This window comes from Brucella anthropi, assembly GCF_046630315.1.
Lineage (GTDB): Bacteria > Pseudomonadota > Alphaproteobacteria > Rhizobiales > Rhizobiaceae > Brucella > Brucella anthropi_A.
Genome location: NZ_LQBD01000033.1, coordinates 113373 through 138515, shown reverse-complemented (window position 1 = coordinate 138515; position 25143 = coordinate 113373). Strand labels below are relative to the sequence as shown.

The following is a 25143-nucleotide window of genomic DNA, read 5'->3' as shown; positions in this document are numbered from 1 at the left end:
GGGCTTTTTCTTTATTAAATAAATTTAATACTTTTCTTCTGCCACGAAATGGTCACGAATCGGGCCGACCCTTTGCATCGGATCAGCGCTGATTCAAAGAATATATTTCATCCATCACAGTTCAATTTCCAATAAATTTTTCTCTACATTCATAATGGAGGATAAAAGCGTCCAGATATCCGCTGACCTTGAAATATCCAATACAGTTAAGTTTGAACGGATTGCATAAGATGATTACCAAAACCAAATCCCTACCCGTCATTGTGCTTTCAGCGGCGCTTTTAAGCGCATCCTTTGCGACGATTGGTTTTGCCGAAGAGGCTGCACAGCCGAAGGCGGCCGCCATGCAAGGCACGAACGCTGCCGAACAAGCGGCCATCAAGAAGCTGGATGCGATTTCCGGAGACGGTCTGGCAGCGGTGCGCGGCGTCACGCTGGCGCGGCTGGCCATATTTCAGGGAACGCCGGACCAGGCCAGGATCATCCTCACGACCGTCAAGGATGATCTGGACAAGGCCCTGAAAGATACCCCGTCGCTCCTCGACAAGATGAAGGCGGCGGGCGCTCCGGCCGATGAAATCGCCGCGGTTCAATCGGGCACGCTGCCGGTCGACATGGAAGTCGGCGTCGTCGATGATTACAAGCTGACGCCGGAAAAGGCGGCGCATCTGAAAAAGGCCAACGAGCACATCCAGCATGGCCGCAAGAAAGAGGCTCAGGAAGAGTTGAAGCTTGCCGATGTCGATCTGGTGATAACCGAGACGACAGCCAATCTGCCGGCCATCGACAAGGACGTCGATCTGGCACTGGAACAGCTCGGCGACGGCAAATATTACGAAGCCAATCTGACGCTCATCAAGGCCGAACATATGGTGACGATCCATTCCAATATGTCGGTGGACAACACCAAGGACGCCGCCAAAACCGCGAAAGCGCCGGCGGATGCAAAACCCGCCGACAGCGCCAAGTCGGCTGACGCGGCCAAGAAAAGCTGAGATTATTCATGAAGACCAGAGGCCGGGATGGGAACATCCCGGCCTTATGCTACGCCCAGCATGTGGATGAGACCAAGGCTGATGGCGCATAGCGCAACCAGCGACAGCACGGCAGTCAGCGTCACGCGCCCACCGGCCGACGCCACCGAGCGCACATCGACGCCGAGGCCGAGGGCGGCCATGGAAATGATGGTGAGAATGGTCGATGCATATTGAATGGCGGGCAGGATCGCTTCCGGTATCAGATGCAGGGAATGCAGCGCCATCATGCCGAGAAAGCCGATGATGAACCATGGCACAAGCTGGAAGAAGCCGGGCTTTACGTCCGCGTCCTTGTTGCCTGAAATCAGCGCAAAGACCAGAATGACGGGGCCCAGCATCAGCACGCGCACGAGCTTGACCAGCGTGCCGATCTGGACGCTGAGCAGCGAAACCGGCGCGGTCGCGGCCAGCACCTGCGGCACCGCATAGACGGTAAGCCCCGCCAGGACGCCATATTGCGTGAAGGAGAGGCCAAGCAGCGGCACCAGCAGAGGCAGGGTGAGCACCACGATCACGCCGAGAATTGCCGTGAAGGCAATGGAGGCCGCGACATCCTCGCTCTTCGCGCCGATGACCGGAGCCATGGCCGCAATGGCGGAATTGCCGCAAATGGAGTTGCCGCAGGCCACCAGAACCGCCATGCGATGGGGAAGCCTGAGCAGACGCCCGATGCCGTAGCTCAAGGTGATCGCCACGGCGACCACCGCCGCAATGCCGAAAATGAGGCCGGATCCTGCTTCTATGACCGCGCTGGCGCTGATCGAGGCGCCGAGAAGCACGACGGCGATTTCCAGAAGCAGCTTGGCGGAAAAATTGATGCCCTTGTTGAAGCGTGGGCCGGGGCGCGCCAGACTGCGCACTGCCGTTCCCAGGAGAATGGCGATGACAAGGGCTTCCAGCCATGCTCGCCCGGCATAATGCTCCTCGATCTTTTCCAGCACCATCGCCGCAGCGGTGACGGCAATGCTCAAGCCAAGTCCGGGGAGGATGTTCTGGATTTTCGAGTATGTCATTTTCGGCATTTCGTCTTGAGGGGGAAATATTTTTCGATCCAATGCCTGATTTTCCCTGTTCAATCCATTTCATTATATGGCATATTTCATTCGAAAAAATCGAACGATTATTGCTATGACACTGGAACAACTGCGCATTTTCATCGAAGTGGCCGAGCGCGAGCACCTGACACGCGCATCGGAGGCCCTGCATCTGACCCCTTCGGCGGTCAGTTCGGCCATCCGCACGCTGGAGGAGCGCTATGGCGCGACGCTTTTCAACCGCATCGGGCGGCGGATCGAGCTGACGGGTGATGGGCGGATGTTTCTGGATGAGGCGCGGGCCACGCTGGCGCGCGCCCGGTCGGCCGAGCGCATGTTGTCTGAACTTGGCGGCGGCAAGCGGGGCATTCTCGCCATCCATGCCAGCCAGACCATTGCAGGCTATTGGCTGCCGCCCTTTCTGGCGCGCTTTCACGCCGCCTTTCCCATGATCGATGTGCGGCTGACGCTGGGAAACACCGAAAGCGTGACCGGGGCGACCGAGGAAGGGGCCGCCGATATCGGGCTTGTGGAAGGCGCGGTGCAGGCGCCGTCGCTCTCGATCAGCAAGGTTGCAACCGACCAGCTTATCCTTGTGGCCCGCCCCGACCACGACTGGGCATGCGCCGGCAAACTGACCTGGGACCGGCTTTTTGAAGGAAAGTGGATCCTGCGCGAGCAGGGATCGGGAACACGCAGCGTTTTTGAAGATGCCATGCGCGCCGCCGGCTACGACCCGGCGCGGCTGCATGTGGCGCTGGAACTGCCATCGAACGAAGCCATCTGTTCGGCCGTCCGCTCCGGCAATTATGTGACGGCCATTTCGGAACTCGTCGCCGCCCCGCACCTGACGGCGGGAACATTGGTGAAGGCGGATTTTCCGCTGCCCCAACGCCAATATCTCATGCTTCAGCACAACGGCCGCTATCGCACCAAGGCGCTGCAATCCTTCGCCAATCTGCTGTTGGCGGACCCTACTCAGCGAATCTGACGCAACATATCCGGCTGCGGGAAGCAAGTTGGCGCATTGCCGTTTCTGGCCTGCCACAGGCCAATGGAGCGGCGGGTCTTGAAGCCGGGCAAACCATCCGGCTTGCCGACATCGTAGCCCTGAGCCTGCATGCGTTTCTGCATCGCGCCGATATCGGAGCGGTACATGGTGCCGACATTGCCCCATGGCGATGAAAAGTCGCCCACCCCATAGGCGATGCGGTCGCCCACATGGCCGATAAAGAGCGCATAGAGATCGCTCATATTATAGTCTTTAAGCACGTAGAAATTCGGGCTGACGATAAAGGCCGGGCCAAAGCGCCCGGCGGGCATGAGGAGAAAGCCCTCGCCTTTCATTTCATTGGCCGGAAACGGCTTTCCATTGACCCGTGTAATGCCGAGCCTTGCCCATTCGGCAATCGTCTTGCCCTGGTCCGGCCCTTCCAGCGAGCAGGACACATTCTGCGGTACATTGACCTCAAAGCCCCAGTCGCGCCCCTTCTGCCAGCCATGCAGTTTCAGATAATTGGCGATGGAGGCGAGCGTGTCGGGCACCGAATTCCAGATATCGCGCTTGCCGTCGCCATCGAAATCGACAGCGTGTTTCAGATAGGAGGTCGGCATGAATTGCGGCTGGCCGAGCGCGCCCGCCCATGAGCTTTTCATCGCGGTTTCATCGATATAGCCCTTGGAAGCGATTTCGAGCGCTGCGATCAGTTCCTTGCGGAACATGTCCTTGCGCGTCGCCATAAAGGCCTTGGTGCCGAGAACCTCATAGGCATTATAGGGAATCTTCACCGTGCCGAAGCCGGATTCGCGGCCCCATACGGCAAGCAGGATCGGCCCCGGAACGCCGTATTTCTGCTCGATGCGCTTCAGCAGGCCGGCATATTGGCCGTAGCGCGCCGTGCCGCCGCCTGTGACCGCCGCAATAGTCTTCGTGTTGAAATATTTGCCGGGCGCGCCGAATTCCGCCTGTTTCTGCTCTTTCGGCGTCGAGGGCTTTTCGCCGGGAATGACGAGATCGGGCAGTTTCCAGTTGATCGAGACACCGGCGAAAGCCTGATCGAACACGGCGCGGGACACGCCCGCGGCCTTTGCCTCCGGCCAAAGGTCCTTTTCCAGCCAGTTGCGATACCGGCTTTCAACCTGCGCCTTGGACGGTGCGGCAATGGCGGGAGAAATGGCAAGAATGACGGCAAGACCCAGAGCAGTTTTCAAAGCATGCTTCCAACGGCTTGCAGCCATGTGTTTCTCCATCAAGTCTAAAGCGTTGTCCGTGCCCGTAACGCAGCCGCAAGCGTGCCTTCATCCAGATAATCGAGTTCGCCGCCGACCGGCACGCCGTGCGCGAGCCGTGTCACGCGCACATCGAAATTCGACAGCTGGTCGGTGATATAATGCGCGGTGGTCTGGCCTTCGACGGTGGCATTGACCGCGAGGATCACTTCCTTGATGTCGCCGCCGGCCACCCGCTCCACCAGACCCTTGATGTTGAGATCGTCCGGGCCGATGCCATCGAGCGGCGACAGGCGCCCGCCCAGAACATGATAGCGCACATTCATCGTGCCTGCACGCTCCAGCGCCCAGAGATCGGACACATCCTCCACGACGATCAATGTCGCCGGATCGCGCCGCTCATCGGTGCAGATCGTGCATGGATCGGACGTATCGACATTGCCGCAGCATGAACAGATGCGCACCTTTTCCGCAGCCTCCTGCATGGCGCCGCCAAGCGGCACCAGAAGCGCTTCCTTCTTCTTGATGAGATGCAGCGCCGCGCGGCGGGCCGAACGCGGCCCTAGCCCCGGCACGCGGGCCAGAAGCTGGATCAGACGTTCGATTTCAGGACCGGCTATTCGTTTGGACATTTTTTGTAAGGGAGTAAGGGAATAGGGGAGTAAGGGAGTAGGAACGGGAACTCAGGAATATGCGGCATGGCGGCAATCCGCCGACCAAACATATTCCCCTATTCCCTTATTCCCCTACTCCCCCAAGAATTAAAACGGCAACTTGAACCCCGGAGGGATCGGCAGGCCCGCGGTCAGCGACTGGGTCTTCTCGGCCATGGCGGCTTCGAGCTTGGCCTTGGCGTCGTTATGGGCCGCGATGATAAGGTCTTCGAGGATTTCCACCTCGTCTTCCTTCATCAGCGACGGGTCGATCTTCAGCGCCGACAAAGTGCCCTTGCCGGAAAGCGTGATCGTCACCAGACCGCCGCCCGAAGAGGCCGAGGCTTCCAGATTGGCGATCTCGTCCTGCATGGCCTTCATCTTGGCCTGCAATTCCTTCGCCTGCTTCATCATGCCCATCATGTCACGCATGGGTTCACTCCATCATTCCGTAGTTCAGTCGTCTTCAGACGGTACGTCCGGGGTTTCCGGCATTGCGTCGAGGTCGATATCCTCGTCGTCATTCTGTTCCGGCACGGCAATGCGCACGTCCGTGATTTTCGCGCCCGGAAAGGCCGCGAGAATCGCAGCCACATCAGGATCGGCGCGAGCATCCGTCACCAGATTGTCGCGGCGCTCCGTCTCCGCCTCGGCAATCGTCTGCCCCGCCACGTCGCGCGCGACGGTGACGATCCAGCGAATGCCGGTCCAGTTGAGGAGGCGTTGCGAAATATCGCTGGGCAGCGACTTCGGCGCATCGTCGGTCAGGCCGATTTCAAGACGCCCCGGCGCTATTGCCGCCAGACGCACACAGTTCTTGACCAGAATCTTGAACTGCATATCACGATGCTTGTCGGCAAGCGCGACGATATCATGCAGGCTGTTGACCGGCACCGAAGGTTGCGGCGCCGCTTCAGATGGCTTTGGCGCGGAAACCTGGATCGGCGGCGTTTCCACGATGCGCATGGCCGTGGCCGGTCCACCAGAAGCTGGAGCCATCGACGATGCGCCAACCGCGTCAGCGGCGAAACGCGCCTCCGGTGCGCCACCGCCGCCATTGGGCCGCAGATTGCCCGGCTGCGGGCGCGGCGCAGAAGCCGAACCATTGTCGAGACCGCGGATCGCCTCGTCCAGTGTCGGCAGATCGGCGGCATGAGCAAGGCGAATAAGAAGCATTTCCGCCGCCTGAACCGGCCGCGTTGCCGTATCGACTTCCGCAATGCCCTTGAGCAGCATCTGCCAGGTGCGCGACAGCACGCGAACGGAAAGTTTCTGCGCGAATTCACGTCCGCGCACCCGCTCGTCTTCCGACAGCGACACGTCCTCCGCCACATCCGGCGTGAAACGCAGGCGCGTCACCAGATGGTTGAAATCGGCAAGATCGGTCAGCACGACCGACGGGTCGGCACCGACATCATATTGGGCGCGAAACTCATTCAGGGCGCCAGCCACGTCGCCGCGCATCAGCATTTCAAACAGGTCGATAATGCGGGCGCGGTCGGCAAGGCCCAGCATGGAGCGCACGGCTTCCGCCGTGACGCTGCCCGCGCCATGCGCGATGGCCTGATCGAAGATCGACAGCGAATCACGTGCCGATCCTTCGCCCGCGCGCGCAATCATGGCAAGCGACGTGTCATCCACCGCGATCTGTTCGGCTTCCGCAATGCGGCGCAGATGTGCGGCAAGCGTGCCCGATTCGATGCGGCGCAGGTCGAAGCGCTGGCAGCGCGACAGGACCGTGATCGGAACTTTTCGGATTTCGGTGGTGGCGAAGATGAATTTTACGTGCGGCGGCGGCTCTTCCAGCGTCTTCAACAGGCCGTTGAAAGCCTGATTGGAGAGCATGTGCACCTCGTCGATGATATAGACCTTGTAGCGTGCCGAAACCGGGCGGTAACGCACCTGATCGATGATCTCGCGAATATCGTCGATACCCGTATGCGAGGCGGCATCCATCTCGATCACATCGACATGACGGCCTTCCATGATCGCCTGACAGTTTTCGCCCTGCACGGAAAGGTCGATGGTCGGCTGGTCGATCGTATCGGTCTTGTAATTGAGCGCGCGCGCCAGAATGCGCGCCGTCGTGGTCTTGCCCACCCCGCGAACGCCCGTGAGCATCCAGGCCTGCGCGATGCGGCCCGTCTCGAATGCGTTTTTCAGCGTGCGGACCATCGGCTCCTGGCCGATCAGATCGTTGAAATTCTGGGGACGATATTTGCGGGCGAGAACGCGATAGGCGCCATCAGCGGATTGTGTGTCCATGAGCTGCCCTTCCGTTCTCCATTCGCTTCTTTCCCGGCCGCCAGTTTGGACCGGTCCTGTGATCGCCGTCAACCAAAGAGGCGATCCATCAACAGTCGTCGGCGTCGTGAGAAAGGGTGGGAGGCTGGCACGATGACCCGTGCCGTGGCTCGTTAGGGCTGCTTCCTTCCGGACCTGACCCGGTTGGCGAGTGGCTCGTCCACCACCAACCTCCCGGCTTGCATATCGTCAATTGCCACGCAAAATGCAAGCGCTGAACGAAAAAAACTGGTAAGAAACAGCTTATGGAACAGTTCGAACTCGATAAACGGCTTCATGCCGACACTTTTTCCGTCGCGACGCTCGGCCTGTGCGAGCTTCGGCTGATGAATGACAGGCGCTGGCCATGGCTGATCCTGGTGCCGCGCCGCCCCCACCTCACCGAAATCCACGACATGACCCCGCTCGACCAGACCATGCTGACGTTCGAGACCGGCATCGTGGCGCAGGCGCTCAAGACCGTGACCCAATGCCAGAAGATCAATACCGGCGCGCTCGGCAATATCGTGCGGCAATTGCATCTGCATGTCATCGCCCGCAATGAAGGCGATGCGGGCTGGCCCGGCCCTGTCTGGGGTTTCGGCACCCGCGAAGCCTATGACAAAAACCAGGCCGACACATTCATCGCCGACATTCGCGCGGCGCTTTAGTTTGTTTTCACGCGCATCTTTTCGGGATGCGCTCTGTTTCCCCCACTCCTTTCCAGAGAGCATCATGGCTTTCCGTCTTTATGACCTGCCGGAAATCGAACCAAGCCGATCTGTCGGATTTTCCGGCAACCGGATCGACCGCCAATCCGAAAAGCGGCAGGATGATTCTGCCTTCACGGCGCTGGAACTTCCCGAGACGCGAATCATGCTGCTGGGCGGCAACAGGCTGCTGCTCGACCATGCTGATGAGAAGGCGCCGCGCGCCCTGTTCCGCCTCGGCGAGGCGAAGGAATTTGCGCCCGACCTGCATGAACCGATCCTGCTCGGTCTTCAGGATGGCGTGCCGCTTGTCGCACTGACGACGCCGTTCGATCCGGAAACGCTGGAAGCGCCTTTCCGGCTACAGGACTATCGCAGCATCTATACGGAAGGGCTGGTATCGGCCGAGCTGCTGGGCGCATTGGCGCAAGCCGCCGCACTCACCGCATGGCACGCCAATCACCGTTTCTGCGGACGTTGCGGCACGAAGACCGAAATGCGCGCCGGTGGCGCCAAGCGGCAATGCCCCAATTGCGGCGCGGAGCATTTTCCACGCACCGATCCGGTGGCGATCATGCTGCCGGTGCGCGGCGAAAAATGCATTCTGGCGCGTGGGCCGCATTTTGCGCCCGGCTCCTATTCCTGTCTCGCGGGCTTTATCGAGCATGGCGAGACGATCGAGGCCGCCGTGCGCCGGGAAAGCTTCGAGGAAATGAAGCTCGCCATCGGCCGTGTCGCCTATCATGCGAGCCAGCCCTGGCCGTTTCCCTATTCGCTGATGATCGGCTGTCATGCCGAGGTTTTGAGCGACGATTTCATCATTGACCGTTCGGAGCTGGAAGACGGCCGCTGGTTCTCGAAGGCCGAAGTGCGCACCATGCTGGAAGGTACGCATGAAAACGGGCTGCGGGTGCCGCCATCCGGCGCCATCGCAACCCATCTGATCAAGGCCTGGGTCTACGACCCAAGCTGACTACTCGGCGGCGAGCAACTGCGTGCCCCGAATGTCGCTGCCCTGATAGACACCCAGAATGCGCACTTCCTTGGTGAAGAAGCGCAGTTCTTCCAGCGCAAGCTGAAGATTGTGATCTTCGGGGTGTCCCTCGACATCGGCATAGAACTGCGTGGCGATGAAACGCCCGCCGATCTGATAACTTTCGAGCTTCGTCATATTGATGCCGTTGGTGGCAAAGCCGCCCAGCGCCTTGTAAAGTGCAGCCGGGACGTTGCGCACGCGGAAGACAAAGGTTGTCACGATGCGCTCGCCATTTTCAGGACGCGGCGCCCATTGGCTGTTCTTGGACAGAACCACGAAGCGGGTCACATTGTCTTCCGCATCCTCGACATTTTCTTCCAGAATATCGAGGCCGTAGAGATCGGCGGCAAGACGCGGCGCGAGTGCTGCCATGGAGCGGTCCTTCATATCGGCGACGAGACGCGCGGCCCCTGCCGTATCACCCGCGATGACGCCCTTCCAGCCGTTCTGGCGGATGACGTTGCGGCACTGGCCAAGCGCATGGACATGGCTGTGCACCGTCCTGATTTCCTCGCGTTTGACGCCCGGAAGCACCATCAACTGGAAATGGATCGGCAGGAAATATTCGCCGACGATATGCATGTCGGCGAGCGGCAGCAGATAATGAATATCGGCGACGCGACCGGCCAGCGTGTTCTCGATCGGGATCATGGCCAGATCGGCGGCGCCGGTTTCAACCGCATTGAAGGCATCCTCAAAAGTCGGGCACGGCAACGGCTCCATATCGGGAAACATGTTGCGGCACGCCGTGTCGGAATTTGCGCCCGCTTCACCCTGGAAGGAAATCCTGTTGGTTTTCATCGTGTCCATGCTTTCTCAAATGCCGCTCAACGGCGGTCGTCAGATATCCTTTGCGACAAGAAACCTTTTACGCCGCATTTATGCGACGTCAAATGGTTCCCATTTGCCTGCAAAATGCTCTGGCGCGGTCAAGATCGGCCTGCGTGTCGACGCCGAGCGGCACCGTCTTCACAAGTTCCACATCGATGCGCATTCCGGCTTCGAGCGCCCGCAACTGTTCCAGTTTCTCGCGCTTTTCCAGCGGCGACGGCCCAAGCTTCACGAAACGTTCAAGCGCCGGGCGGCGATAGGCGTAAAGGCCGATATGATGATAGAGCGGGCCTTCGCCATAAGGCGCTGTCGCGCGGGTGAAATAAAGCGCGCGCAGGCGCGCATTGCCAGCCAAAGGCGAACCGACGATCTTGACTACATTCGGATTGGTCTTTTCCTCTTCCACCGCAATCTTCACGCCAAGCGTGGCGATATCGGCAGGCCCATCTTCCAGCGGCAGGAGCGCGCGGCGAATCGTGTCGGGATCGATGGTCGGCAGATCGCCCTGAACGTTCACCACCGCATCGACCGCGCCCGCCGGATCAAGCTTCATGAGCGCCTCATAAATGCGGTCGGAACCGGATTCATGGTCGCCGCGCGTCATGATCGCTTCGTGGCCATGCGCCGTCACGATTGCAAAAATCTCTTCGCTGTCGGTTGCGACCACGGTGCGGCCCAGTTTTGCCGCCACGGCGCGATCCGCCACATGCACGATCATCGGCTTGCCGCAAATATCGGCGAGCGGCTTGTTCGGCAGCCGCGTCGAGGCCATGCGCGCCGGAATGAGAGTGAGTGTCTTTAATGTCTGAAGCATCATCGCCTCTTGAGATCGATAAGTCGCGGCCGTCTTGTAACCCGCTTTGCCTTTGCAGGAAATGCATCAAAAGTGTCAAAAAGTCACGGGTCCGGTTGCCCTTATAGGTGTTGCATCGCCCTGGCAAAAGACCTAGTTTCCGCCCGATGCCGGGGAGAGAATTGCGGTCCTGTCACAGGTTTGCATGCCGGCTAGGAGAGCGTTCTCGGGGAGAGCGTTTGGTAGAGGGAGCGCTGACGGGCGATGAATTCAACCCGGACTAACAAGTTTATCATGGCTTTTCTGGCAACGGTTTTCGTTGTCATGACGACGGGCATCCTGTCCGATTCTCTGTTTCACTCGCCTGCGCCTGAAAAGCCGGGCTTTGCCATCGAAGCGGCGGAAGCCTCGACCGGTGGCGAAGGGGGAGCCGCGCCGGCCAAGGAAGAAGTTTCCATTGCAACCTTGCTGCAAAACGCCGATCCGGCGCGCGGTGAAACCGTGTTCAAGCGTTGCGCCGCATGCCATACCGGCGAAAAGGGTGGCGCCAACAAGGTCGGCCCGCATCTGTGGGGTGTCGTGGACCGTCCGGCTGCCTCCGTTGAAGGTTTTGGCTATTCGGCTGCCATGAAGGAATTCGGCGCGGCGGGCAACAAGTGGGATTTTGAACATCTCAACAAGTTCCTGACTTCGCCGAAGGGCTTCATCAAGGGCACGGCCATGGGCTTTGCCGGCGACAAGAAGGACAATGAACGCGCCGACCTGATCGCCTATCTGCGCACACTGTCCGACAATCCGGTCCCGCTGCCGACCGCCGATGCGGCGCCGGCCAAGTAAGCGACGACTATCCGATCCATCTCAAGAAAAAAGCGCCGGCAATGTTCCGGCGCTTTTTTCTTGGTTCAATGCATTTTCTCGACCGCGTGCCTTTCTTCCTCCGCAAAAAACCATAAGACTTCTCCCTAATATATCCGAAACGGAAACGGAGAGACTGGATGAGAGCTTTCTGGGCAGGTGCGTTCGCGGTGGCCATGCTCGCGAGCACGGTGTCGATGGGGCACGCAAAGGACGCGGAACCCCAATGGCGATATTCCTCCAGCCTGCTTGGCGAGCCCAAATATCCGGCCGATTTCAAGCATTATGACTATGTGAACCCCGACGCGCCGAAAGGCGGCACGCTGAACATGGTCGCCGTCGGCACCTTCGACAGTCTCAATCCGTTCGTGGTGCAGGGTGTTCCCGCTGCCGGCCTTTCCGATTTCGGCGGCGGGATGCTCTACGATACGCTCATGGCGGATTCTCTCGATCAGGGATCGACGCAATATCCGCTCATCGCCGAAGCGCTGCAATATCCCGACGATTTCTCCTGGGTGAAGTTCAGGCTCAACCCCAAGGCGAAATGGCATGACGGCCAGCCGATCACCGTCGAGGATGTGATCTGGTCGTTCGACGTGCTGAAGAAGCAGTCGCCACTCTACAACAAATATTATGGCGATGTGGAGAAGGCGGAAAAGACCGGCGACCATGAGGTGAAATTCACCTTCAGCCAAAAGGGCAACCGCGAATTGCCGCAAATCATGGGCCAGCTTGCCATCCTGCCCAAGCATTGGTGGGAGGGCAAGGATGCGCAGGGCAGGCAGCGCGACGTCACCCGCCCGACGCTGGAAATCCCGCTTGGCTCTTCTGCCTACAAGATTGAAAGCATGACACCCGGACGCTCCATCACCTGGGCGCGCGTCAACGACTATTGGGGCAAGGATCTGGCCGTCAATGTCGGGCGCAACAATTTCGACCGTGTGCGCTATGAATATTATTTCAACGAGGATGCGACCTGGGAAGCCTTCAAGAAAGGCGGCCAATATGATTATCGCAACGAAAATCGCGCCCAGCGCTGGGCCGAACAATATAATTTCCCCGCCGTGCAGCGCGGCGATGTGGTGAAGGCGTCATTTCCCTTTCATGCCGTCGGGCGCATGCAGGGTTATTTCCTCAACACCCGCCGCGACAAGTTCAAGGACCCGAAGGTGCGTCAGGCGCTGACCTATGCCTTCGACTTCGAATCGATGAACCGCATGCTGTTCTTCAACCAGTACAAGCGCATCGACAGCTATTTCGCCGGCAATGAACTGGAACTGAGCGGCCCGCCGACACCGGCGGAACAGGCCATTCTGGAAACGGTGAAGGATGCGCTTCCCGCCGAGGCGCTGACCAAGGAATTCAAACTGCCGGTCTATGATACGCCGCAGGCAACCCGCGAAAATCTGCGCACCGCGATGAAGCTCTTTGCGGAAGCGGGCTGGACGCTGAAAGGCAACAAGCTGGTCGATGCCAAGGGCAATCCGTTCACCATCGAATTTCTCGGCAAGGACCCGACGGACGAGCGCATCTACAATCCGTTCGCGGCAAGCCTGCGCAAGATCGGCATCGATGCGACCGTGCGCATCGTCGATGCGGCGCAATATCAGGCCCGCGTCAACGATTTCGACTATGACGTCATCACCTCCATCATCCCGCAGACCGCCTCGCCCGGCAATGAGCAGCGCGACATGTGGGGCTCCAAGGCCGCCGACTTCAAGGGCAGCCGCAACTATGCCGGGATCAAGAACCCGGCCATCGACAAGCTGATCGATCGTGTCATCTATGCCAAGGACCGCGACGAGCTGGTCGCCGCGACCCATGCGCTCGACCGCGCGCTTTTGTGGAACTATTACGTCATTCCGCAATGGTATTCCGACAAGATCAATGTGGCCTATTGGAACAAGTTCGGCATGCCTGAAAAGCAGCCGGATTACAGCGGCATCGATCCTTTCTCCTGGTGGATAGACCCCGCGAAGGAAGCCAAACTCAAGACCGGCAGTGAATGAGGCCCGAGCGAGAATGACGATCCTTCGCATGAACCGCCGCCATTTTCTGGGACTTTCGGGAAGCGCCGCCATTGCGGCCTTCCTGCCGGCCAGGGCCTTTGCCAATATTGCGACGGGCAAGGCGCTGCACGGGCTTTCGGCTTTCGGCGACCTGAAATACGGGCCCGATTTTCCGCATTTCGACTATGCCAGCCCTGAAGCGCCGAAAGGCGGCACGTTCAACTTTGCCCCTTCAACCTGGGTCTGGAACCAGAATACCGACACGTTCAACACGCTCAACACCTTCACCTTCAAGGGCGATGCGCCGCCGCGCATGGAACTGACCTTCGATACGCTGATGGCTTCGGCGCTGGACGAGCCGGATTCCGTCTATGGCCTGATTGCGGAAAGTGCGACGCTTTCGAAAGACCGGCGCAGCTGCACGTTCCGGCTGCGCAAGGAAGCGCGTTTCCACGACGGTTCGCCGATCGAGGCGAAGGATGTGGTGTTCACCTATACAACCATCAAGGAGAAGGGCCATCCGATCCTGCGCCAGTCGCTGGCCGGTGTCGAAAAGGTGGAGGCGACCGGCCGCCGCGACGTGCGGATGCGTTTCGTCGAGGGGCGCGGACCGAACGCCATTCTCGATGCCGTGACCGTGCCGATCCTGTCGGCAAGCTGGTTCAAGGATCGCGATTTCGAAGCCACGACCATGGAGCCGGTGCTGGGCTCCGGCGCCTATAGGGTCGGCAATTTCGCCGCCGGTCAGTTCATCGAATATGACCGCGTCGAGGATTATTGGGCGAAAGACCTGCCGGTGCAGAAAGGCTTCAATCATTTCGACCGCATCCGCATCGAGTTTTTCCGCGACCGCCAGCCGCAATTCGAAGCCTTCAAGAAAGGCAGCATCGATTATCGCGAGGAGAGCGTTTCCAAGAACTGGGCGACGGCTTATGACTTTCCGGCCATGGAGCAGGGAAAAGTCGTCAAGCGCACCTTTCCGAAGGAGAAGCTTCCGCTCATGCAGGCATGGGCGCTGAACCAGCGCCGCGAACGTTTTCGCGATCCGCGCGTGCGTGAAGCCATCGCGCTCTGTTTCGACTTCGAATGGACCAACCGGCATCTTTTCTACGATGTCTATGCCCGCTCGCAATCCTGTTTCAACGGATCGGATTTCCAGGCCAGCGGCCTGCCGACGCCCGATGAGCTGAAGGTTCTCGAACGCTATCGGGGGAAACTGCCGGATGCGGTTTTCGGCGAAGCCGTTCTCATGCCGGTATCGGACGGAACGGGGCGCGACCGTGCGCAATTCGCGCAGGCCATCAAGCTGTTGGAGGCCTCCGGTTTCGAGCGCAAGAACGGCCAGTTCCACGACAGGGACGGCTCGAAATTCGCGCTGGAGATACTCAATAATTCCGAAGCTTTCGCCCGCGTCTATAATCCCTTCATCCAGAAATTGCGGGCCATCGGCATCGATGCAAGCCAGCGACTGGTGGATGCAAGCCAATATCAGGCGCGGCTGCAGGATTTCCAGTTCGACATGGTGGGCATGGCGTTGCAGTTCAGCCCCACGCCGACGCAGGAATCCCTTGCCGGCATGTTCGGCTCCGCGTCGGCCAGGGTGCCGGGCAGCTACAATCTGCCGGGTACGGAAGATCCGTTGATCGATGCGCTGATTGCGGATATCGGCAAGGTTTCGACACGTGAGGAACTTGTCGCCACGATGCGGGTGCTCGATCGGTACTTGCGTATCCGACGCGACTGGATTCCAAATTGGACCACAGCGAATCATCTCGCGGCCTATTGGGACCGGTTCGGTTTCAAGGAGCCCAAGCCCGATTACGGCTTCCCCGTCGAGACGTTGTGGTGGATTGAAGAAGAAAAGGCAAAAGCTGTTGGCAAGTCTTAACACATTGAATCTGCGGCGCGGACAGGGCTGATGGGCGCTTATATCCTCCGCCGTCTGCTTCTGATGATCCCGACGATTTTCGGCATCATGGCTATTTCCTTCGCCGTGGTTCAGTTCGCGCCCGGCGGGCCGGTGGAGCGCGTGATCGCGCAGCTTTCCGGACAGGGCGGCGATGCGCTCGACCGTCTTTCGGGCGGTAGCAGCGATTTTGGCCAGAGCGCCATCGACAGCGGCTCGGTCAACTCCAAATATCGCGGCGCGCAGGGGCTGGACCCGCAATTCATCGCCGATCTGGAAAAGCAGTTCGGTTTCGACAAGCCGCCGCTGGAGCGTTTCGGCCAGATGCTGTGGAACTATATGCGCTTCGATTTCGGCCGCAGCTATTTCCGCGATATCAGCGTGATCGACCTCATCAAGGAGAAAATGCCGGTTTCGATCTCGCTCGGCCTGTGGCTGACTTTTCTTTCCTACATGATTTCCATACCGCTCGGCATCCGCAAGGCGATCAAGGACGGCTCGCGCTTCGACACCTGGACAAGCGCCGTCATCATCGTCGGTTATGCGATCCCGAGCTTCCTTTTCGCCATCCTTTTGATCGTGCTTTTTGCCGGCGGTTCCTTCTTCGACTGGTTTCCGCTGCGCGGCCTCACCTCACCCGATTTCGCGCAGATGACGTGGTTCGAGAAGATCAGGGATTACCTCTGGCACATGGTTCTGCCGGTGACGGCGCTGGTCCTTTCCGCCTTCGCAACGACGACGCTTCTCACCAAGAATTCGTTTCTGGAAGAAATCCGCAAGCAATATGTGACGACGGCGCGCGCCAAGGGACTGACCGAGAACCAGGTTCTCTATCGTCACGTCTTCCGCAACGCGATGCTGATCGTGATTGCCGGTTTTCCGGGCGCCTTCATTTCGGCTTTCTTCACCGGCTCGCTTCTGATCGAAACCATCTTCTCGCTCGACGGGCTTGGGCTGCTGGGCTACCAGTCGGTCATCAACCGCGATTATCCGGTGGTCTTCGCCAATCTCTTCATCTTCTCGCTGATCGGCCTTCTGGTCGGGCTCCTGTCCGATCTCACCTATACGTGGATCGACCCGCGCATCGACTTTGACCGGAGGGACGTGTGATGACCGACACCACGCTTTCCCCCGCCGCAAAGCCGGTAAAGCGGCCATGGCTCTCGCCGCTCAACAAGCGCCGCTGGCAGAACTTCAAGGCCAACAAGCGCGGTTACTGGTCGCTGTGGATTTTCCTGTTCCTGCTGATTGCAGCGCTTTTCTCCGAGTTCATCGCCAATGACCGGCCCATCCTCGTTTCCTACAAGGGCGAGCTGCTGATGCCGGTTTTCGTCGATTATCCGGAAGAAAAATTCGGCGGCTTTTATGCCGTTACCGATTATCGCGACCCGGTCATCGAGGATGAGATCAACGCCCATGGCTGGGCCATCTGGCCGCCGATCCGCTATTCCTACAACACCGTGAACAATGAGATACCGGAGGCTGCGCCCTCGAAACCGTTCTGGCTTTATTCGCCGGAAGTGCGCTGCCAGCGCTATCCGCTCGGCATAAACGATCCCAATTGCCGCTTCGGCAATTTCAATCTGCTGGGCACCGACGATCAGGCGCGCGATGTCTTTGCGCGCGCGCTCTACGGCTTCCGCATTTCGGTGTTGTTCGGCCTGATCCTGACCTTCTTCTCCGCCATCATCGGCGTGACGGCAGGCGCGGTGCAGGGCTATTTCGGCGGCTGGGTCGATCTTCTGTTCCAGCGCTTCATCGAAATCTGGTCCTCGATCCCGGTTCTCTACCTGTTGCTGATCATCGCGGCGATCTTGCCGCCCGGCTTCTGGGTGCTGCTCGGCATCATGCTTCTGTTTTCTTGGGTGGCCTTTGTCGGCGTCGTGCGCGCGGAATTCCTGCGGGCGCGAAACTTCGAATATGTGAATGCTGCGCGCGCGCTCGGCGTGAAGAACAGCACCATCATGTGGCGGCACCTTCTGCCCAATGCGATGGTGGCGACACTCACCTTCCTGCCTTTCATCCTGAACGGCTCGATCACCACGCTCACCTCGCTCGACTTCCTCGGCTTCGGCCTGCCGCCCGGCTCGGCTTCGCTCGGCGAACTGCTCGCCCAGGGCAAGAACAACCTGCAAGCGCCGTGGCTCGGCATTACCGGCTTCGTGGTCATTTCGCTGATGCTGTCGCTTCTGATCTTCATCGGTGAGGCAACGCGCGATGCCTTCGATCCGCGAAAGGCATTTCAATGAACGGCGGACCGATAAACCAATTGGGGAATAAAGCCCTGCTGTCCGTCCGCGACCTGTCCGTGGCGTTCCGCCAGGGCGGCGAGGACCGCATCTCGGTCGACCACATTTCCTTCGACATTGCCGAAGGCGAAACGGTAGCGCTCGTCGGCGAATCGGGATCGGGCAAATCCGTCTCGGCGCTGTCGATCCTGAAGCTGCTGCCCTACCCGTCCGCCAGCCATCCTTCCGGCGAAATTCTTTTCAACGGCAAGGATCTGATGAAAGCCTCCGAGCCGGAACTGCGCCATGTGCGCGGCAACGACATCACCATGATCTTTCAGGAGCCGATGACATCGCTCAATCCGCTGCACAGCGTGGAGCGGCAGATCGGCGAAATCCTGAAAATGCATCAGGGCATGGGCGTTGAGGCCGCGCGGGCGCGAACGCTGGAACTCTTGCACGAAGTCGGCATTCGCGAACCGGAAAAGCGGCTCTCCGCTTTCCCGCATCAATTGTCCGGCGGGCAGCGCCAGCGCGTCATGATCGCCATGGCGCTGGCCAACAAGCCGAAGCTGCTGATTGCCGACGAGCCCACCACCGCGCTCGACGTCACCGTGCAGGCGCAGATTTTGAAGCTGCTGGCCGAGCTGAAGGCCGCGCAAGGCATGTCGATGCTCTTCATCACCCACGACCTCGGCATTGTGCGCAAGATCGCCGACAAGGTCTGCGTGATGAGCAAGGGCAAGATCGTCGAGGCCGGGCCGACCAGAGAGATTTTCGAGAACCCGCAGCACCCCTACACCAAACATCTGCTTGCCGCCGAACCGAAGGGCGAGCCGCCCGCAGCCGATCCCGCCGCAAAAACCGTGATGGAGGGGAAGGACATTCGCGTCTGGTTCCCGATCAAGAAGGGTTTCATGCGCAAGACCGTCGACCATGTGAAGGCGGTGGACGGCATCGACGTCACCTTGCGCGCCGGGCAGACGCTTGGCGTCGTCGGCGAATCGGGGTCCGGCAAGACCACGCTTGGCCTGGCACTTTCGCGCATGATTGCGTCCAGGGGCGATATCCGGTTCGACGGGCGCGACATCGCCAGGTTCAGCTTCAAGGATATGCGCCCGCTGCGCCGCGAGATGCAGATCGTGTTTCAGGACCCGTTCGGCTCGCTCTCGCCGCGCATGACCATCGCCGACATCATCGCCGAAGGGCTTCTGGTGCATGAGCCGAAGCTTTCCGCGGACGACCGCGATGCGCTTGTCGTTGCCGCACTCAACGAGGTGAACCTCGACCCGGAAACCCGCTTCCGCTATCCGCACGAATTTTCCGGCGGCCAGCGCCAGCGCATCGCCATTGCGCGCGCCATGGTGCTAAACCCGAAATTCGTCATGCTGGACGAGCCGACCTCCGCGCTCGACATGAGCGTGCAGGCGCAGGTGGTCGATCTGCTGCGCGCCTTGCAGAAGAAGCATGATCTCGCCTATCTTTTCATCAGTCACGATCTGAAGGTAGTGCAGGCCCTGGCCAATGATGTGCTGGTGATGCGCAACGGCAAGGCGGTCGAATATGGCGCGGCGAAGGACATCTTCGCCCACCCGCAGACCGAGTACACCAAGGCACTGATGGCCGCCGCCTTCCATATGGAGGCGACCGAAGGGGGAGTGAGACAATGAGCGATAGTAAAGGCAATATCCTTCTGGCGATCACGGACTGGGACCCGGAAATCTGGCTGAAGACGTTTCGGGATCACGCCCCGGATCGGCCGGTGGTGACGGACCGCGCGGAAAACGACCCCGCCATCCAATATGCGCTCGTGTGGAAACAGAAGCCCGGTTCGCTTGCGAACCTGCCCAATCTGAAGGTCATCTTCTCGCTCGGCGCGGGCGTGGACCACGTTTTCCGCGATCCGCAGATTCCCGATGTGCCGCTGGTGCGAATCATCTCCGGCGATCTCACCATGCGCATGACGGAATATGTGGTCTGGCAGGTGCTGGACCATCACCGGCTCGGGCCGCGCTATCGCAGGCAGCAGCAGAATCATGTCTGGCATGAAGATCGCCGCCAGCCCGCCGCGCATGAAGTGACGGTCGGCATTATGGGCCTCGGCGTGCTGGGCCGCGATGCGGCGGAAAAGCTGAAAACACTCGGTTTCAATGTCACCGGCTGGAGCCGCCGTCCGCACGAAATGGACGGTATGCAGACCTATCACGGCACGGACGGTTTTGCGAAATTCCTCAAGAGCGCCGATATCTTCGTCTGCCTGCTGCCGCTGACGCCGGACACGAAAGGCATCCTGTCCATGTCGATGTTCGCGCAATTGAAGACCGACGGGCCGCTCGGTGCGCCGGTTCTCATCAATGCGGGACGCGGCGGATTGCAGAATGAAGCGGATATTCTGGCCGCGCTCGACCGTGGGCTTCTTTCCGCCGTTACGCTCGACGTGTTCAATCAGGAACCGCTGCCAACCAACAGCCCGCTCTGGGATCATCCGCGCGTGACGATCACGCCGCATGCGGCGGCAAGCTCATCCGCAACCGCCCTTGTGCCGCAGATCATCCGCCAGATCGAAGCTTTTGAGCGCGACGGGACGCTGGAGCATATCGTGGATCGTTCAACTCAATATTGATCGATCCGGATAGCCCCATCCTCGCCGACCGTCACCCGATGGCCGGCGAGTTGCTTTTGCGCCTCGCGGTCGAGTTCAATAGCAATCGGCACATCATGCCCCATTTCACGGGCCACGATCAGGCCGAGAAGCAGGATCGCATCCGGCTCATGCAGGACAATGGCCGCAGGCGCATGGCCGCTATGGACAAGCTCCAGAAGCACGGCAGCGGCTGACGACGACCCGATGGTCCCCGGCAGGCACAGCACGCGCCCGGCAATGCTCTGCCCATGTTCCGGGTGTCGCACATCGGCAATACGGCCGCTTTTCGGATCGACGCCACCCCAGAAACTGATCGGCGCGGAGAGAACCAGCGCTTCCGCATCTGCGCCCTTTCCGGCAACGAGTACGGAACTTTCACCAATGCTCATGCTGCCTGCCTCCGGAAAACCGGCCTGCCCGCAACGGCACTTTCCACGCATTCCTCCAGCGAACCGTAAAGCACGCCATAGCCGGTGTTGCCGGGTGCATAATGGGCGAACTTGCCGGAATTGGTCATCAGCACGGCGCCGTCCTTAGCTGGCAAAACAGGCGTCACCACCACACATGTATCAGCCACGATCAGCACGCCTGCCTTTTCAAGCGCCTGCCTGCGCCCGCCCTTCTCCAGTTCGGCCAGCGCGTGACGCCCGGTGCAGGCATAAAGCGGCACGGCGAGCCTGCGTTCCGCAATGGCGCGCTCCAGCCGGTCGAATTCCGCTATCGAAAGATGCGGACTGCCAATCGCAACCGCATCGATATGATCCACCCGCCCGACCGTCGAAAGCCGCTTGCGCGTGGCCTCAATCATGTCCTGCGTGACGCGGATGACAGCTTCCGGCCTCTGATGCTGCAAGGCCGTTTCAAGGTCGGGGGCTTCCGGTGTCACGCCTGCAATATGGAACAGGCCGACGGCGCCGACCGACGCCGACGCCGCGCCAAAAGCCTTGAGATCGTCTTCATCGGGATGGACAGGACTGCCCGCAACCACCCCGATATTCGTGCCCACGCTGCGCCCGAACAGATTGCCGAGAATGGGCCATGCCACTTCCGACGACAGGAATGCGGGGGCCAGTCCTGAAATATCGATCACCACCGTGGCGCGGCGATTTTCCGTTCGATGCAGGCCGTAATCGGGGGCGCGGCCCGCAATGGCGCAGGCAATATCGAGAAAATCGCCGTAGCGATTGGTGCGCGCGCCCAGAACCGAATTGCAGAACACGACCGCATTGGATTCGCCCCAGGCGACATCGGTGCCTTTTTCCGGGCGATGCCCGGCCTGATAGGGCGCGCAGGTCCATGTCGGCTCGCAGCCGAGCCTGATATAGGCCCGCATCATGCGCCGGGCCATATCCGCCTCGTGAGCCGGCAAAAGATTGCGGGAACAGCCGGTGAGATCAATGGAACCGACATTGAGCGTGGAGCGCACCTCGACCTTCGCGCCGCCTTCGACCAGTTTTTCGGCGAAAAGCGTTCCGCTGTCGCCGTGATAAAGCGCGCCATCGATATGCGCGGAAGCAACCGGGATAAGACGCGGCGCGCCCATCAGTCTTGCAGTATCGGCCACGATGCGCATGGCCATCGCAGCGCCGTCTCCGCGATCGCCTGCGGCTATCGACCGTTCTTCATCGGTTAATGTCAGCGCCATGCTCAGCCCTTCTTGCGCGCCTTGTAGCGAATGGTCTCAAAACGCACATTGAGCGCATTGTAGAGCAGCAGGCGACCGACCAGCGGTTCGCCGATGCCGGTGATGAGCTTGATGACTTCCATGGCCTGCAAGCTGCCGATCACGCCCGGCAGCACGCCCAGAACACCGGCTTCCGCGCAGGAGGGGATCGTGCCCGGCGGCGGCGCTTCCGGGAAAAGATCGCGATAGGACGGGTTCTGTGCGCCATCCGGCCCCGTCGCATAGGGCATCAGGACAGTCACCGTGCCATCGAAACGCCCCATCGCGCCAGTAACCAGCGGACGCCCGACTTTCGCGGCGGCATCGGCCAGAACATAGCGCGTGGCAAAATTGTCGGAACCGTCGACCAGCACGTCATAATTGCCGATCAGCGCCTCAACATTTTCAGCATCAAGGCGAAGCTGGTGCCCCTCGACCTTCACATGCGGGTTGATGCGGGCAATGGCGGCAAGCGCGCTTGCCACTTTCGGCTCGCCAATGCTTTGCGTATCGTGAATGACCTGCCGTTGCAGGTTCGACAGCGAAACCGTGTCGTCATCGACAATGCCAAGCGTGCCGACGCCCGCAGCCGCCAGATATTGCAGCACCGGCGCGCCAAGCCCGCCGGCACCGACTATCAGCACACGGGCGGCCTTCAGCTTCTGCTGGCCCGGACCGCCGATTTCCGGCAGCACGATATGGCGCGCATAGCGTTCAAGTTCTTCGGACGAAAATGGTCTGGATGATGCATTCATGCGGTCAAACATATGCCGCCCGAACGGCGCTGTCAGCGACTATTTTGCCTCATATCCGTGTCAGTTGACCGGCGGCGACGTTGAAAAACTGCGCATCGCCTTCAAGCGCATCAAAAAGAGTGCGATCGGTGCCGGTCATGAAAGCCTGTCCGCCAAGCTCGTCCAGAATGCCGAAGAGCGCGGCACGGCGACCCGTATCGAGATGCGCGGCGATTTCATCGAGCAGGAGGATCGGCGCCATGCCGGAAAGTTCCGCCGTCAGCCGGGCATGGGCGAGAACCAGACCAATCAAAAGCGCCTTCTGCTCGCCGGTCGAGCAGAGCGCGGCCGGCATGGATTTCGGCCTGTGCTGGACGATCAGGTCGGTGCGGTGCGGACCATCGAGCGTGCGCCCTGCCGCCCGGTCGCGCGCGCGGCCATCGCGCAGGGTGCGGCGGAAATCCTCTTCAAGATCGAGCGCCGCCTCGACATTGATTCTCTGCTCCAGCGCGCCTTCCAGAAAACAGTCGGCCTTTGGAAATGGTCCTTCGGCGGGCAGCCGTTCGATCATCGCCGCGATCAGGCGCATGGCTTCGGCGCGGGCGGCGGCGATAGCCGTACCCAGTTCCGCCATCTGGCTTTCAATCGCACCCAGCCATTGGTCGTCATTATTGCCGTCATTCAGCAGCCGGTTGCGGCTGCGCATCGCCTTTTCATAATCAAGCACGCGCTTGCCATGAGCCGTATCGATGGCCAGCACCATGCGGTCGAGAAAACGCCTGCGGTCAGAAGCGCCGCCGGTGAAAAGCCCGTCCATGGACGGCACCACCCAGAGAATGCGCGCATAATCGAGCATGTCGTCGCCGGAGGCCGCAATACCGTTGATGCGCACCTTGCGCCCGCCCTCGCCGCCGCCCGCGGTGCCGGTCCCGATTTCCGCCTCGCCATAGACCATGCAGTCGAGCGCGGCGTGGATCGCAAAACCATCGAGCGAACTGGTGCGCGCCACATCGTCATAGGCCGCGCGGCGCAGGCCCCGGCCCGGCGACAGAAAGGAAACCGCCTCGATGAGATTGGTCTTGCCCGAGCCGTTCTCGCCCGTCAGCACCACATGGCCCGGCCCCAGAGGCAGCGACAATTCTGCATAGTTGCGGAAATCGGCAAGCTTGAGCCGCCGGATCGAAACGCGATCCGGGCGGCTTTGATCAGGCTCAGGCGTATTCACTTTTCTGTTCTTTAAACACGCATAGGCATCAGGACGTACAACACATCTTCATCGCCGGTGTCGCGCACCAGCGTCGGCGAACCGGCATCGGCCAGCATGAAGACCGCATCCGAGCCCGAAAGCTGGCTGGTGATATCGAGCAGATATTTCGAGTTGAAGCCGATATCGAGCGGATCGCCATCGTAGTCGGCAGCCAATTCGTCCGTCGCGCTGCCGGAATCGGGATTGTTGACGGTGAGCGTCAATTGGCCATCGGCAATCGAAAGCTTGACCGCGCGGCCACGCTCGCTGGAAATCGTCGAGACACGGTCGACGGAGGCGGCAAAATCCTGCCGGCCGATGGTGAGCTTCTTGTCATTGCCGGACGGAATCACACGCTGGTAATCCGGGAAGGTGCCGTCGATCAGCTTCGAGGTGAGCACGACCGAGCCGACCGTGAAGCGGATCTTGGCGTCCGACAGCTCAACCGTCACAACCACATCCGGCACATCGACCAGCTTCTGCAATTCGGCAACCGTCTTGCGCGGGATGATGATGCCCGGCATGCCTTCCGTGCCGGACGGGGCTTCCAGTTCGGCGCGCGCCAGACGGTGCCCGTCGGTTGCAACCGCGCGCAGCTTCAGCGCGCCGTCGCTTTCGATGGCATGGAAGAAAATGCCGTTGAGGTAATAGCGGGTTTCTTCCGTCGAGATCGCAAATTGCGTGCGGTCGATCAGGCGCTTCAGCGCCTGTGCCTCGATGCGGAACGAATGGGTGAAGGCACCGGCCGTCAGTTCCGGAAAATCGGACTGCGGCAGGCATTGCAGCCGGAAGGACGACTTGCCCGAAATGACCGACATGGAGCCGCCATCCGGGTTGGTGGACAGCATGACTTCGGCACCGTCCGGCAGCTTGCGGACGATATCATAGAGAAGGTGCGCGGGAACCGTCGTGGCGCCAGCCTGCTCGACCATCGCGGCGGTTGCCTCGTTGACCTCAAGATCAAGGTCGGTGGCTTTCAGTGCGAGGCTTGCGCCCTCGGCCTGCAAAAGCACGTTCGACAGGATCGGTATCGTGTTGCGGCGCTCCACGACGCGGTGGACGTGGTTGAGAGATTTGAGAAGGTTCGATCGCTCTAGGGTAACACGCATGTTCAAACGCACTCGCTCGCTGGGACAGGGCAACTGCATCTGACGGGCAGGCAGGCGGCCCCTGTCGATAAGGCGCCCGAGGCGCCAGAAGGTCCGTTAAAGTGGCAGATTTTTAAGGAGAAAAGCAAGCCCGCGCCATGTCG

Annotated in this window: 23 protein-coding genes and 1 other RNA gene; 11 read left to right on the top strand and 13 right to left on the bottom strand. The window is 60.2% G+C overall.

Features of this window, described 5'->3' with window-relative positions; translation table 11 throughout:
• Nucleotides 1–230 precede the first annotated feature (230 nt).
• Nucleotides 231–995, top strand: a complete 765-nt coding sequence (locus AVM02_RS14395) for a YfdX family protein (RefSeq protein ID WP_411507602.1) — start codon at nt 231–233, stop codon at nt 993–995.
• A gap of 44 nt (nt 996–1039) precedes the next feature.
• Here the strand turns inward: AVM02_RS14395 and AVM02_RS14390 are convergent, their stop codons facing one another.
• Nucleotides 1040–2059, bottom strand: coding sequence for a YeiH family protein (locus tag AVM02_RS14390; protein ID WP_411507601.1), 1020 nt, complete (start codon nt 2057–2059; stop codon nt 1040–1042).
• 106 nt (nt 2060–2165) lie between these two features.
• Here AVM02_RS14390 and AVM02_RS14385 point away from each other — a divergent pair, with 106 nt between their 5' ends.
• The gene (locus AVM02_RS14385) at nt 2166–3062 is read left to right on the top strand and encodes a LysR substrate-binding domain-containing protein (RefSeq protein WP_411507600.1); all 897 of its coding nucleotides are present in this window, start codon (nt 2166–2168) and stop codon (nt 3060–3062) included.
• On the opposite strand, the gene AVM02_RS14380 is transcribed toward AVM02_RS14385, so the two are convergent.
• The 5 genes from AVM02_RS14380 to ffs form a co-directional block, all read right to left on the bottom strand.
• Nucleotides 3050–4309, bottom strand: coding sequence for a lytic murein transglycosylase (locus AVM02_RS14380; protein ID WP_411507599.1), 1260 nt, complete (start codon nt 4307–4309; stop codon nt 3050–3052). The two genes, AVM02_RS14385 and AVM02_RS14380, sit on opposite strands and share 13 nt — an antisense overlap.
• Nucleotides 4310–4326: 17 nt before the next feature.
• Nucleotides 4327–4932 carry a recombination mediator RecR gene (gene recR, locus AVM02_RS14375; RefSeq protein ID WP_411507598.1) on the bottom strand — a complete coding sequence of 202 codons (606 nt, stop codon included), beginning with the start codon at nt 4930–4932 and terminating at the stop codon, nt 4327–4329.
• A gap of 129 nt (nt 4933–5061) precedes the next feature.
• Nucleotides 5062–5385, bottom strand: coding sequence for a YbaB/EbfC family nucleoid-associated protein (locus AVM02_RS14370; protein WP_112588560.1), 324 nt, complete (start codon nt 5383–5385; stop codon nt 5062–5064).
• A gap of 24 nt (nt 5386–5409) precedes the next feature.
• Nucleotides 5410–7290 (bottom strand): DNA polymerase III subunit gamma/tau, encoded by a 1881-nt coding sequence (locus tag AVM02_RS14365; protein ID WP_411507597.1) that lies wholly within the window; start codon nt 7288–7290, stop codon nt 5410–5412.
• A gap of 44 nt (nt 7291–7334) precedes the next feature.
• Nucleotides 7335–7432, bottom strand: an RNA gene (gene ffs / locus AVM02_RS14360) — signal recognition particle sRNA small type.
• Between the two features lie 70 nt (nt 7433–7502).
• On the opposite strand from ffs, the gene AVM02_RS14355 reads away from it, so the two are divergent.
• Together AVM02_RS14355 and nudC are read left to right on the top strand one after the other, a co-directional pair.
• The gene (locus tag AVM02_RS14355; protein ID WP_411507596.1) at nt 7503–7907 is read left to right on the top strand and encodes an HIT domain-containing protein; all 405 of its coding nucleotides are present in this window, start codon (nt 7503–7505) and stop codon (nt 7905–7907) included.
• Nucleotides 7908–7971: 64 nt separating this feature from the next.
• Nucleotides 7972–8919: an NAD(+) diphosphatase gene (gene nudC, locus AVM02_RS14350; RefSeq protein ID WP_411507595.1), complete on the top strand. Its 948-nt coding sequence runs from the start codon at nt 7972–7974 to the stop codon at nt 8917–8919.
• Here the strand turns inward: nudC and AVM02_RS14345 are convergent, their stop codons facing one another.
• Nucleotides 8920–9783 (bottom strand): prephenate dehydratase, encoded by an 864-nt coding sequence (locus AVM02_RS14345; protein ID WP_411507685.1) that lies wholly within the window; start codon nt 9781–9783, stop codon nt 8920–8922.
• 88 nt (nt 9784–9871) lie between these two features.
• Entirely contained in the window at nt 9872–10627 is a 756-nt protein-coding gene (locus tag AVM02_RS14340; protein WP_411507594.1) for a 3-deoxy-manno-octulosonate cytidylyltransferase, read from the bottom strand.
• A gap of 243 nt (nt 10628–10870) precedes the next feature.
• Between AVM02_RS14340 and AVM02_RS14335 the strand changes: the two genes are divergently transcribed.
• The 7 genes from AVM02_RS14335 to AVM02_RS14305 all read left to right on the top strand — a co-directional run bounded on the left by AVM02_RS14335 (nt 10871) and on the right by AVM02_RS14305 (nt 20227).
• Entirely contained in the window at nt 10871–11443 is a 573-nt protein-coding gene (locus AVM02_RS14335; RefSeq protein WP_411507593.1) for a c-type cytochrome, read from the top strand.
• A gap of 158 nt (nt 11444–11601) precedes the next feature.
• Nucleotides 11602–13470, top strand: a complete 1869-nt coding sequence (locus tag AVM02_RS14330; RefSeq protein WP_411507592.1) for an extracellular solute-binding protein — start codon at nt 11602–11604, stop codon at nt 13468–13470.
• 13 nt (nt 13471–13483) lie between these two features.
• Entirely contained in the window at nt 13484–15358 is a 1875-nt protein-coding gene (locus AVM02_RS14325) for an extracellular solute-binding protein (RefSeq protein WP_411507591.1), read from the top strand.
• Between the two features lie 30 nt (nt 15359–15388).
• Complete coding sequence (locus tag AVM02_RS14320; protein ID WP_411507590.1) at nt 15389–16486, top strand: microcin C ABC transporter permease YejB; 1098 nt, start codon at nt 15389–15391, stop codon at nt 16484–16486.
• The gene (locus tag AVM02_RS14315; protein WP_411507589.1) at nt 16486–17625 is read left to right on the top strand and encodes an ABC transporter permease; all 1140 of its coding nucleotides are present in this window, start codon (nt 16486–16488) and stop codon (nt 17623–17625) included. Before AVM02_RS14320 ends, AVM02_RS14315 begins: the two co-directional genes overlap by 1 nt.
• Nucleotides 17622–19274, top strand: coding sequence for an ABC transporter ATP-binding protein (locus AVM02_RS14310; RefSeq protein WP_411507588.1), 1653 nt, complete (start codon nt 17622–17624; stop codon nt 19272–19274). The genes AVM02_RS14315 and AVM02_RS14310 overlap by 4 nt, the downstream gene beginning before the upstream one ends.
• Complete coding sequence (locus tag AVM02_RS14305; protein ID WP_411507587.1) at nt 19271–20227, top strand: 2-hydroxyacid dehydrogenase; 957 nt, start codon at nt 19271–19273, stop codon at nt 20225–20227. The genes AVM02_RS14310 and AVM02_RS14305 overlap by 4 nt, the downstream gene beginning before the upstream one ends.
• Here AVM02_RS14305 and AVM02_RS14300 read toward each other — a convergent pair.
• The 5 genes from AVM02_RS14300 to dnaN are packed head-to-tail and all read right to left on the bottom strand — an operon-like array spanning nt 20218 to nt 25000.
• Nucleotides 20218–20637: an aconitase X swivel domain-containing protein gene (locus AVM02_RS14300; protein ID WP_411507586.1), complete on the bottom strand. Its 420-nt coding sequence runs from the start codon at nt 20635–20637 to the stop codon at nt 20218–20220. The two genes, AVM02_RS14305 and AVM02_RS14300, sit on opposite strands and share 10 nt — an antisense overlap.
• Nucleotides 20634–21893 carry an aconitase X gene (locus AVM02_RS14295; protein WP_411507585.1) on the bottom strand — a complete coding sequence of 420 codons (1260 nt, stop codon included), beginning with the start codon at nt 21891–21893 and terminating at the stop codon, nt 20634–20636. The genes AVM02_RS14300 and AVM02_RS14295 overlap by 4 nt, the downstream gene beginning before the upstream one ends.
• 2 nt (nt 21894–21895) lie before the next feature.
• Nucleotides 21896–22678, bottom strand: coding sequence for a molybdopterin-synthase adenylyltransferase MoeB (locus AVM02_RS14290; RefSeq protein ID WP_411507584.1), 783 nt, complete (start codon nt 22676–22678; stop codon nt 21896–21898).
• A gap of 37 nt (nt 22679–22715) precedes the next feature.
• Entirely contained in the window at nt 22716–23870 is a 1155-nt protein-coding gene (gene recF / locus AVM02_RS14285) for a DNA replication/repair protein RecF (protein ID WP_411507583.1), read from the bottom strand.
• 11 nt (nt 23871–23881) lie between these two features.
• Nucleotides 23882–25000, bottom strand: coding sequence for a DNA polymerase III subunit beta (gene dnaN / locus AVM02_RS14280; protein ID WP_411507582.1), 1119 nt, complete (start codon nt 24998–25000; stop codon nt 23882–23884).
• Between the last annotated feature and the right edge of the window lie 143 nt (nt 25001–25143).

Excerpts from the sequence above, each read along its gene's own strand:
- nudC (WP_411507595.1), top strand. The coding sequence starts at position 7,972 with ATGGCTTTCCGTCTTTATGACCTGCCGGAAATCGAACCAAGCCGATCT.
- AVM02_RS14290 (WP_411507584.1), bottom strand. The coding sequence starts at position 22,678 with ATGTTTGACCGCATGAATGCATCATCCAGACCATTTTCGTCCGAAGAA.
- AVM02_RS14380 (WP_411507599.1), bottom strand. The coding sequence starts at position 4,309 with ATGGCTGCAAGCCGTTGGAAGCATGCTTTGAAAACTGCTCTGGGTCTT.
- AVM02_RS14320 (WP_411507590.1), top strand. The coding sequence starts at position 15,389 with ATGGGCGCTTATATCCTCCGCCGTCTGCTTCTGATGATCCCGACGATT.
- AVM02_RS14335 (WP_411507593.1), top strand. The coding sequence starts at position 10,871 with ATGAATTCAACCCGGACTAACAAGTTTATCATGGCTTTTCTGGCAACG.
- AVM02_RS14310 (WP_411507588.1), top strand. The coding sequence starts at position 17,622 with ATGAACGGCGGACCGATAAACCAATTGGGGAATAAAGCCCTGCTGTCC.
- AVM02_RS14370 (WP_112588560.1), bottom strand. The coding sequence starts at position 5,385 with ATGCGTGACATGATGGGCATGATGAAGCAGGCGAAGGAATTGCAGGCC.
- AVM02_RS14395 (WP_411507602.1), top strand. The coding sequence starts at position 231 with ATGATTACCAAAACCAAATCCCTACCCGTCATTGTGCTTTCAGCGGCG.
- AVM02_RS14325 (WP_411507591.1), top strand. The coding sequence starts at position 13,484 with ATGACGATCCTTCGCATGAACCGCCGCCATTTTCTGGGACTTTCGGGA.
- AVM02_RS14295 (WP_411507585.1), bottom strand. The coding sequence starts at position 21,893 with ATGGCGCTGACATTAACCGATGAAGAACGGTCGATAGCCGCAGGCGAT.
- AVM02_RS14355 (WP_411507596.1), top strand. The coding sequence starts at position 7,503 with ATGGAACAGTTCGAACTCGATAAACGGCTTCATGCCGACACTTTTTCC.
- AVM02_RS14330 (WP_411507592.1), top strand. The coding sequence starts at position 11,602 with ATGAGAGCTTTCTGGGCAGGTGCGTTCGCGGTGGCCATGCTCGCGAGC.
- dnaN (WP_411507582.1), bottom strand. The coding sequence starts at position 25,000 with ATGCGTGTTACCCTAGAGCGATCGAACCTTCTCAAATCTCTCAACCAC.
- AVM02_RS14345 (WP_411507685.1), bottom strand. The coding sequence starts at position 9,783 with ATGAAAACCAACAGGATTTCCTTCCAGGGTGAAGCGGGCGCAAATTCC.
- AVM02_RS14340 (WP_411507594.1), bottom strand. The coding sequence starts at position 10,627 with ATGCTTCAGACATTAAAGACACTCACTCTCATTCCGGCGCGCATGGCC.
- AVM02_RS14390 (WP_411507601.1), bottom strand. The coding sequence starts at position 2,059 with ATGCCGAAAATGACATACTCGAAAATCCAGAACATCCTCCCCGGACTT.
- AVM02_RS14315 (WP_411507589.1), top strand. The coding sequence starts at position 16,486 with ATGACCGACACCACGCTTTCCCCCGCCGCAAAGCCGGTAAAGCGGCCA.
- AVM02_RS14305 (WP_411507587.1), top strand. The coding sequence starts at position 19,271 with ATGAGCGATAGTAAAGGCAATATCCTTCTGGCGATCACGGACTGGGAC.
- AVM02_RS14300 (WP_411507586.1), bottom strand. The coding sequence starts at position 20,637 with ATGAGCATTGGTGAAAGTTCCGTACTCGTTGCCGGAAAGGGCGCAGAT.
- AVM02_RS14385 (WP_411507600.1), top strand. The coding sequence starts at position 2,166 with ATGACACTGGAACAACTGCGCATTTTCATCGAAGTGGCCGAGCGCGAG.
- recR (WP_411507598.1), bottom strand. The coding sequence starts at position 4,932 with ATGTCCAAACGAATAGCCGGTCCTGAAATCGAACGTCTGATCCAGCTT.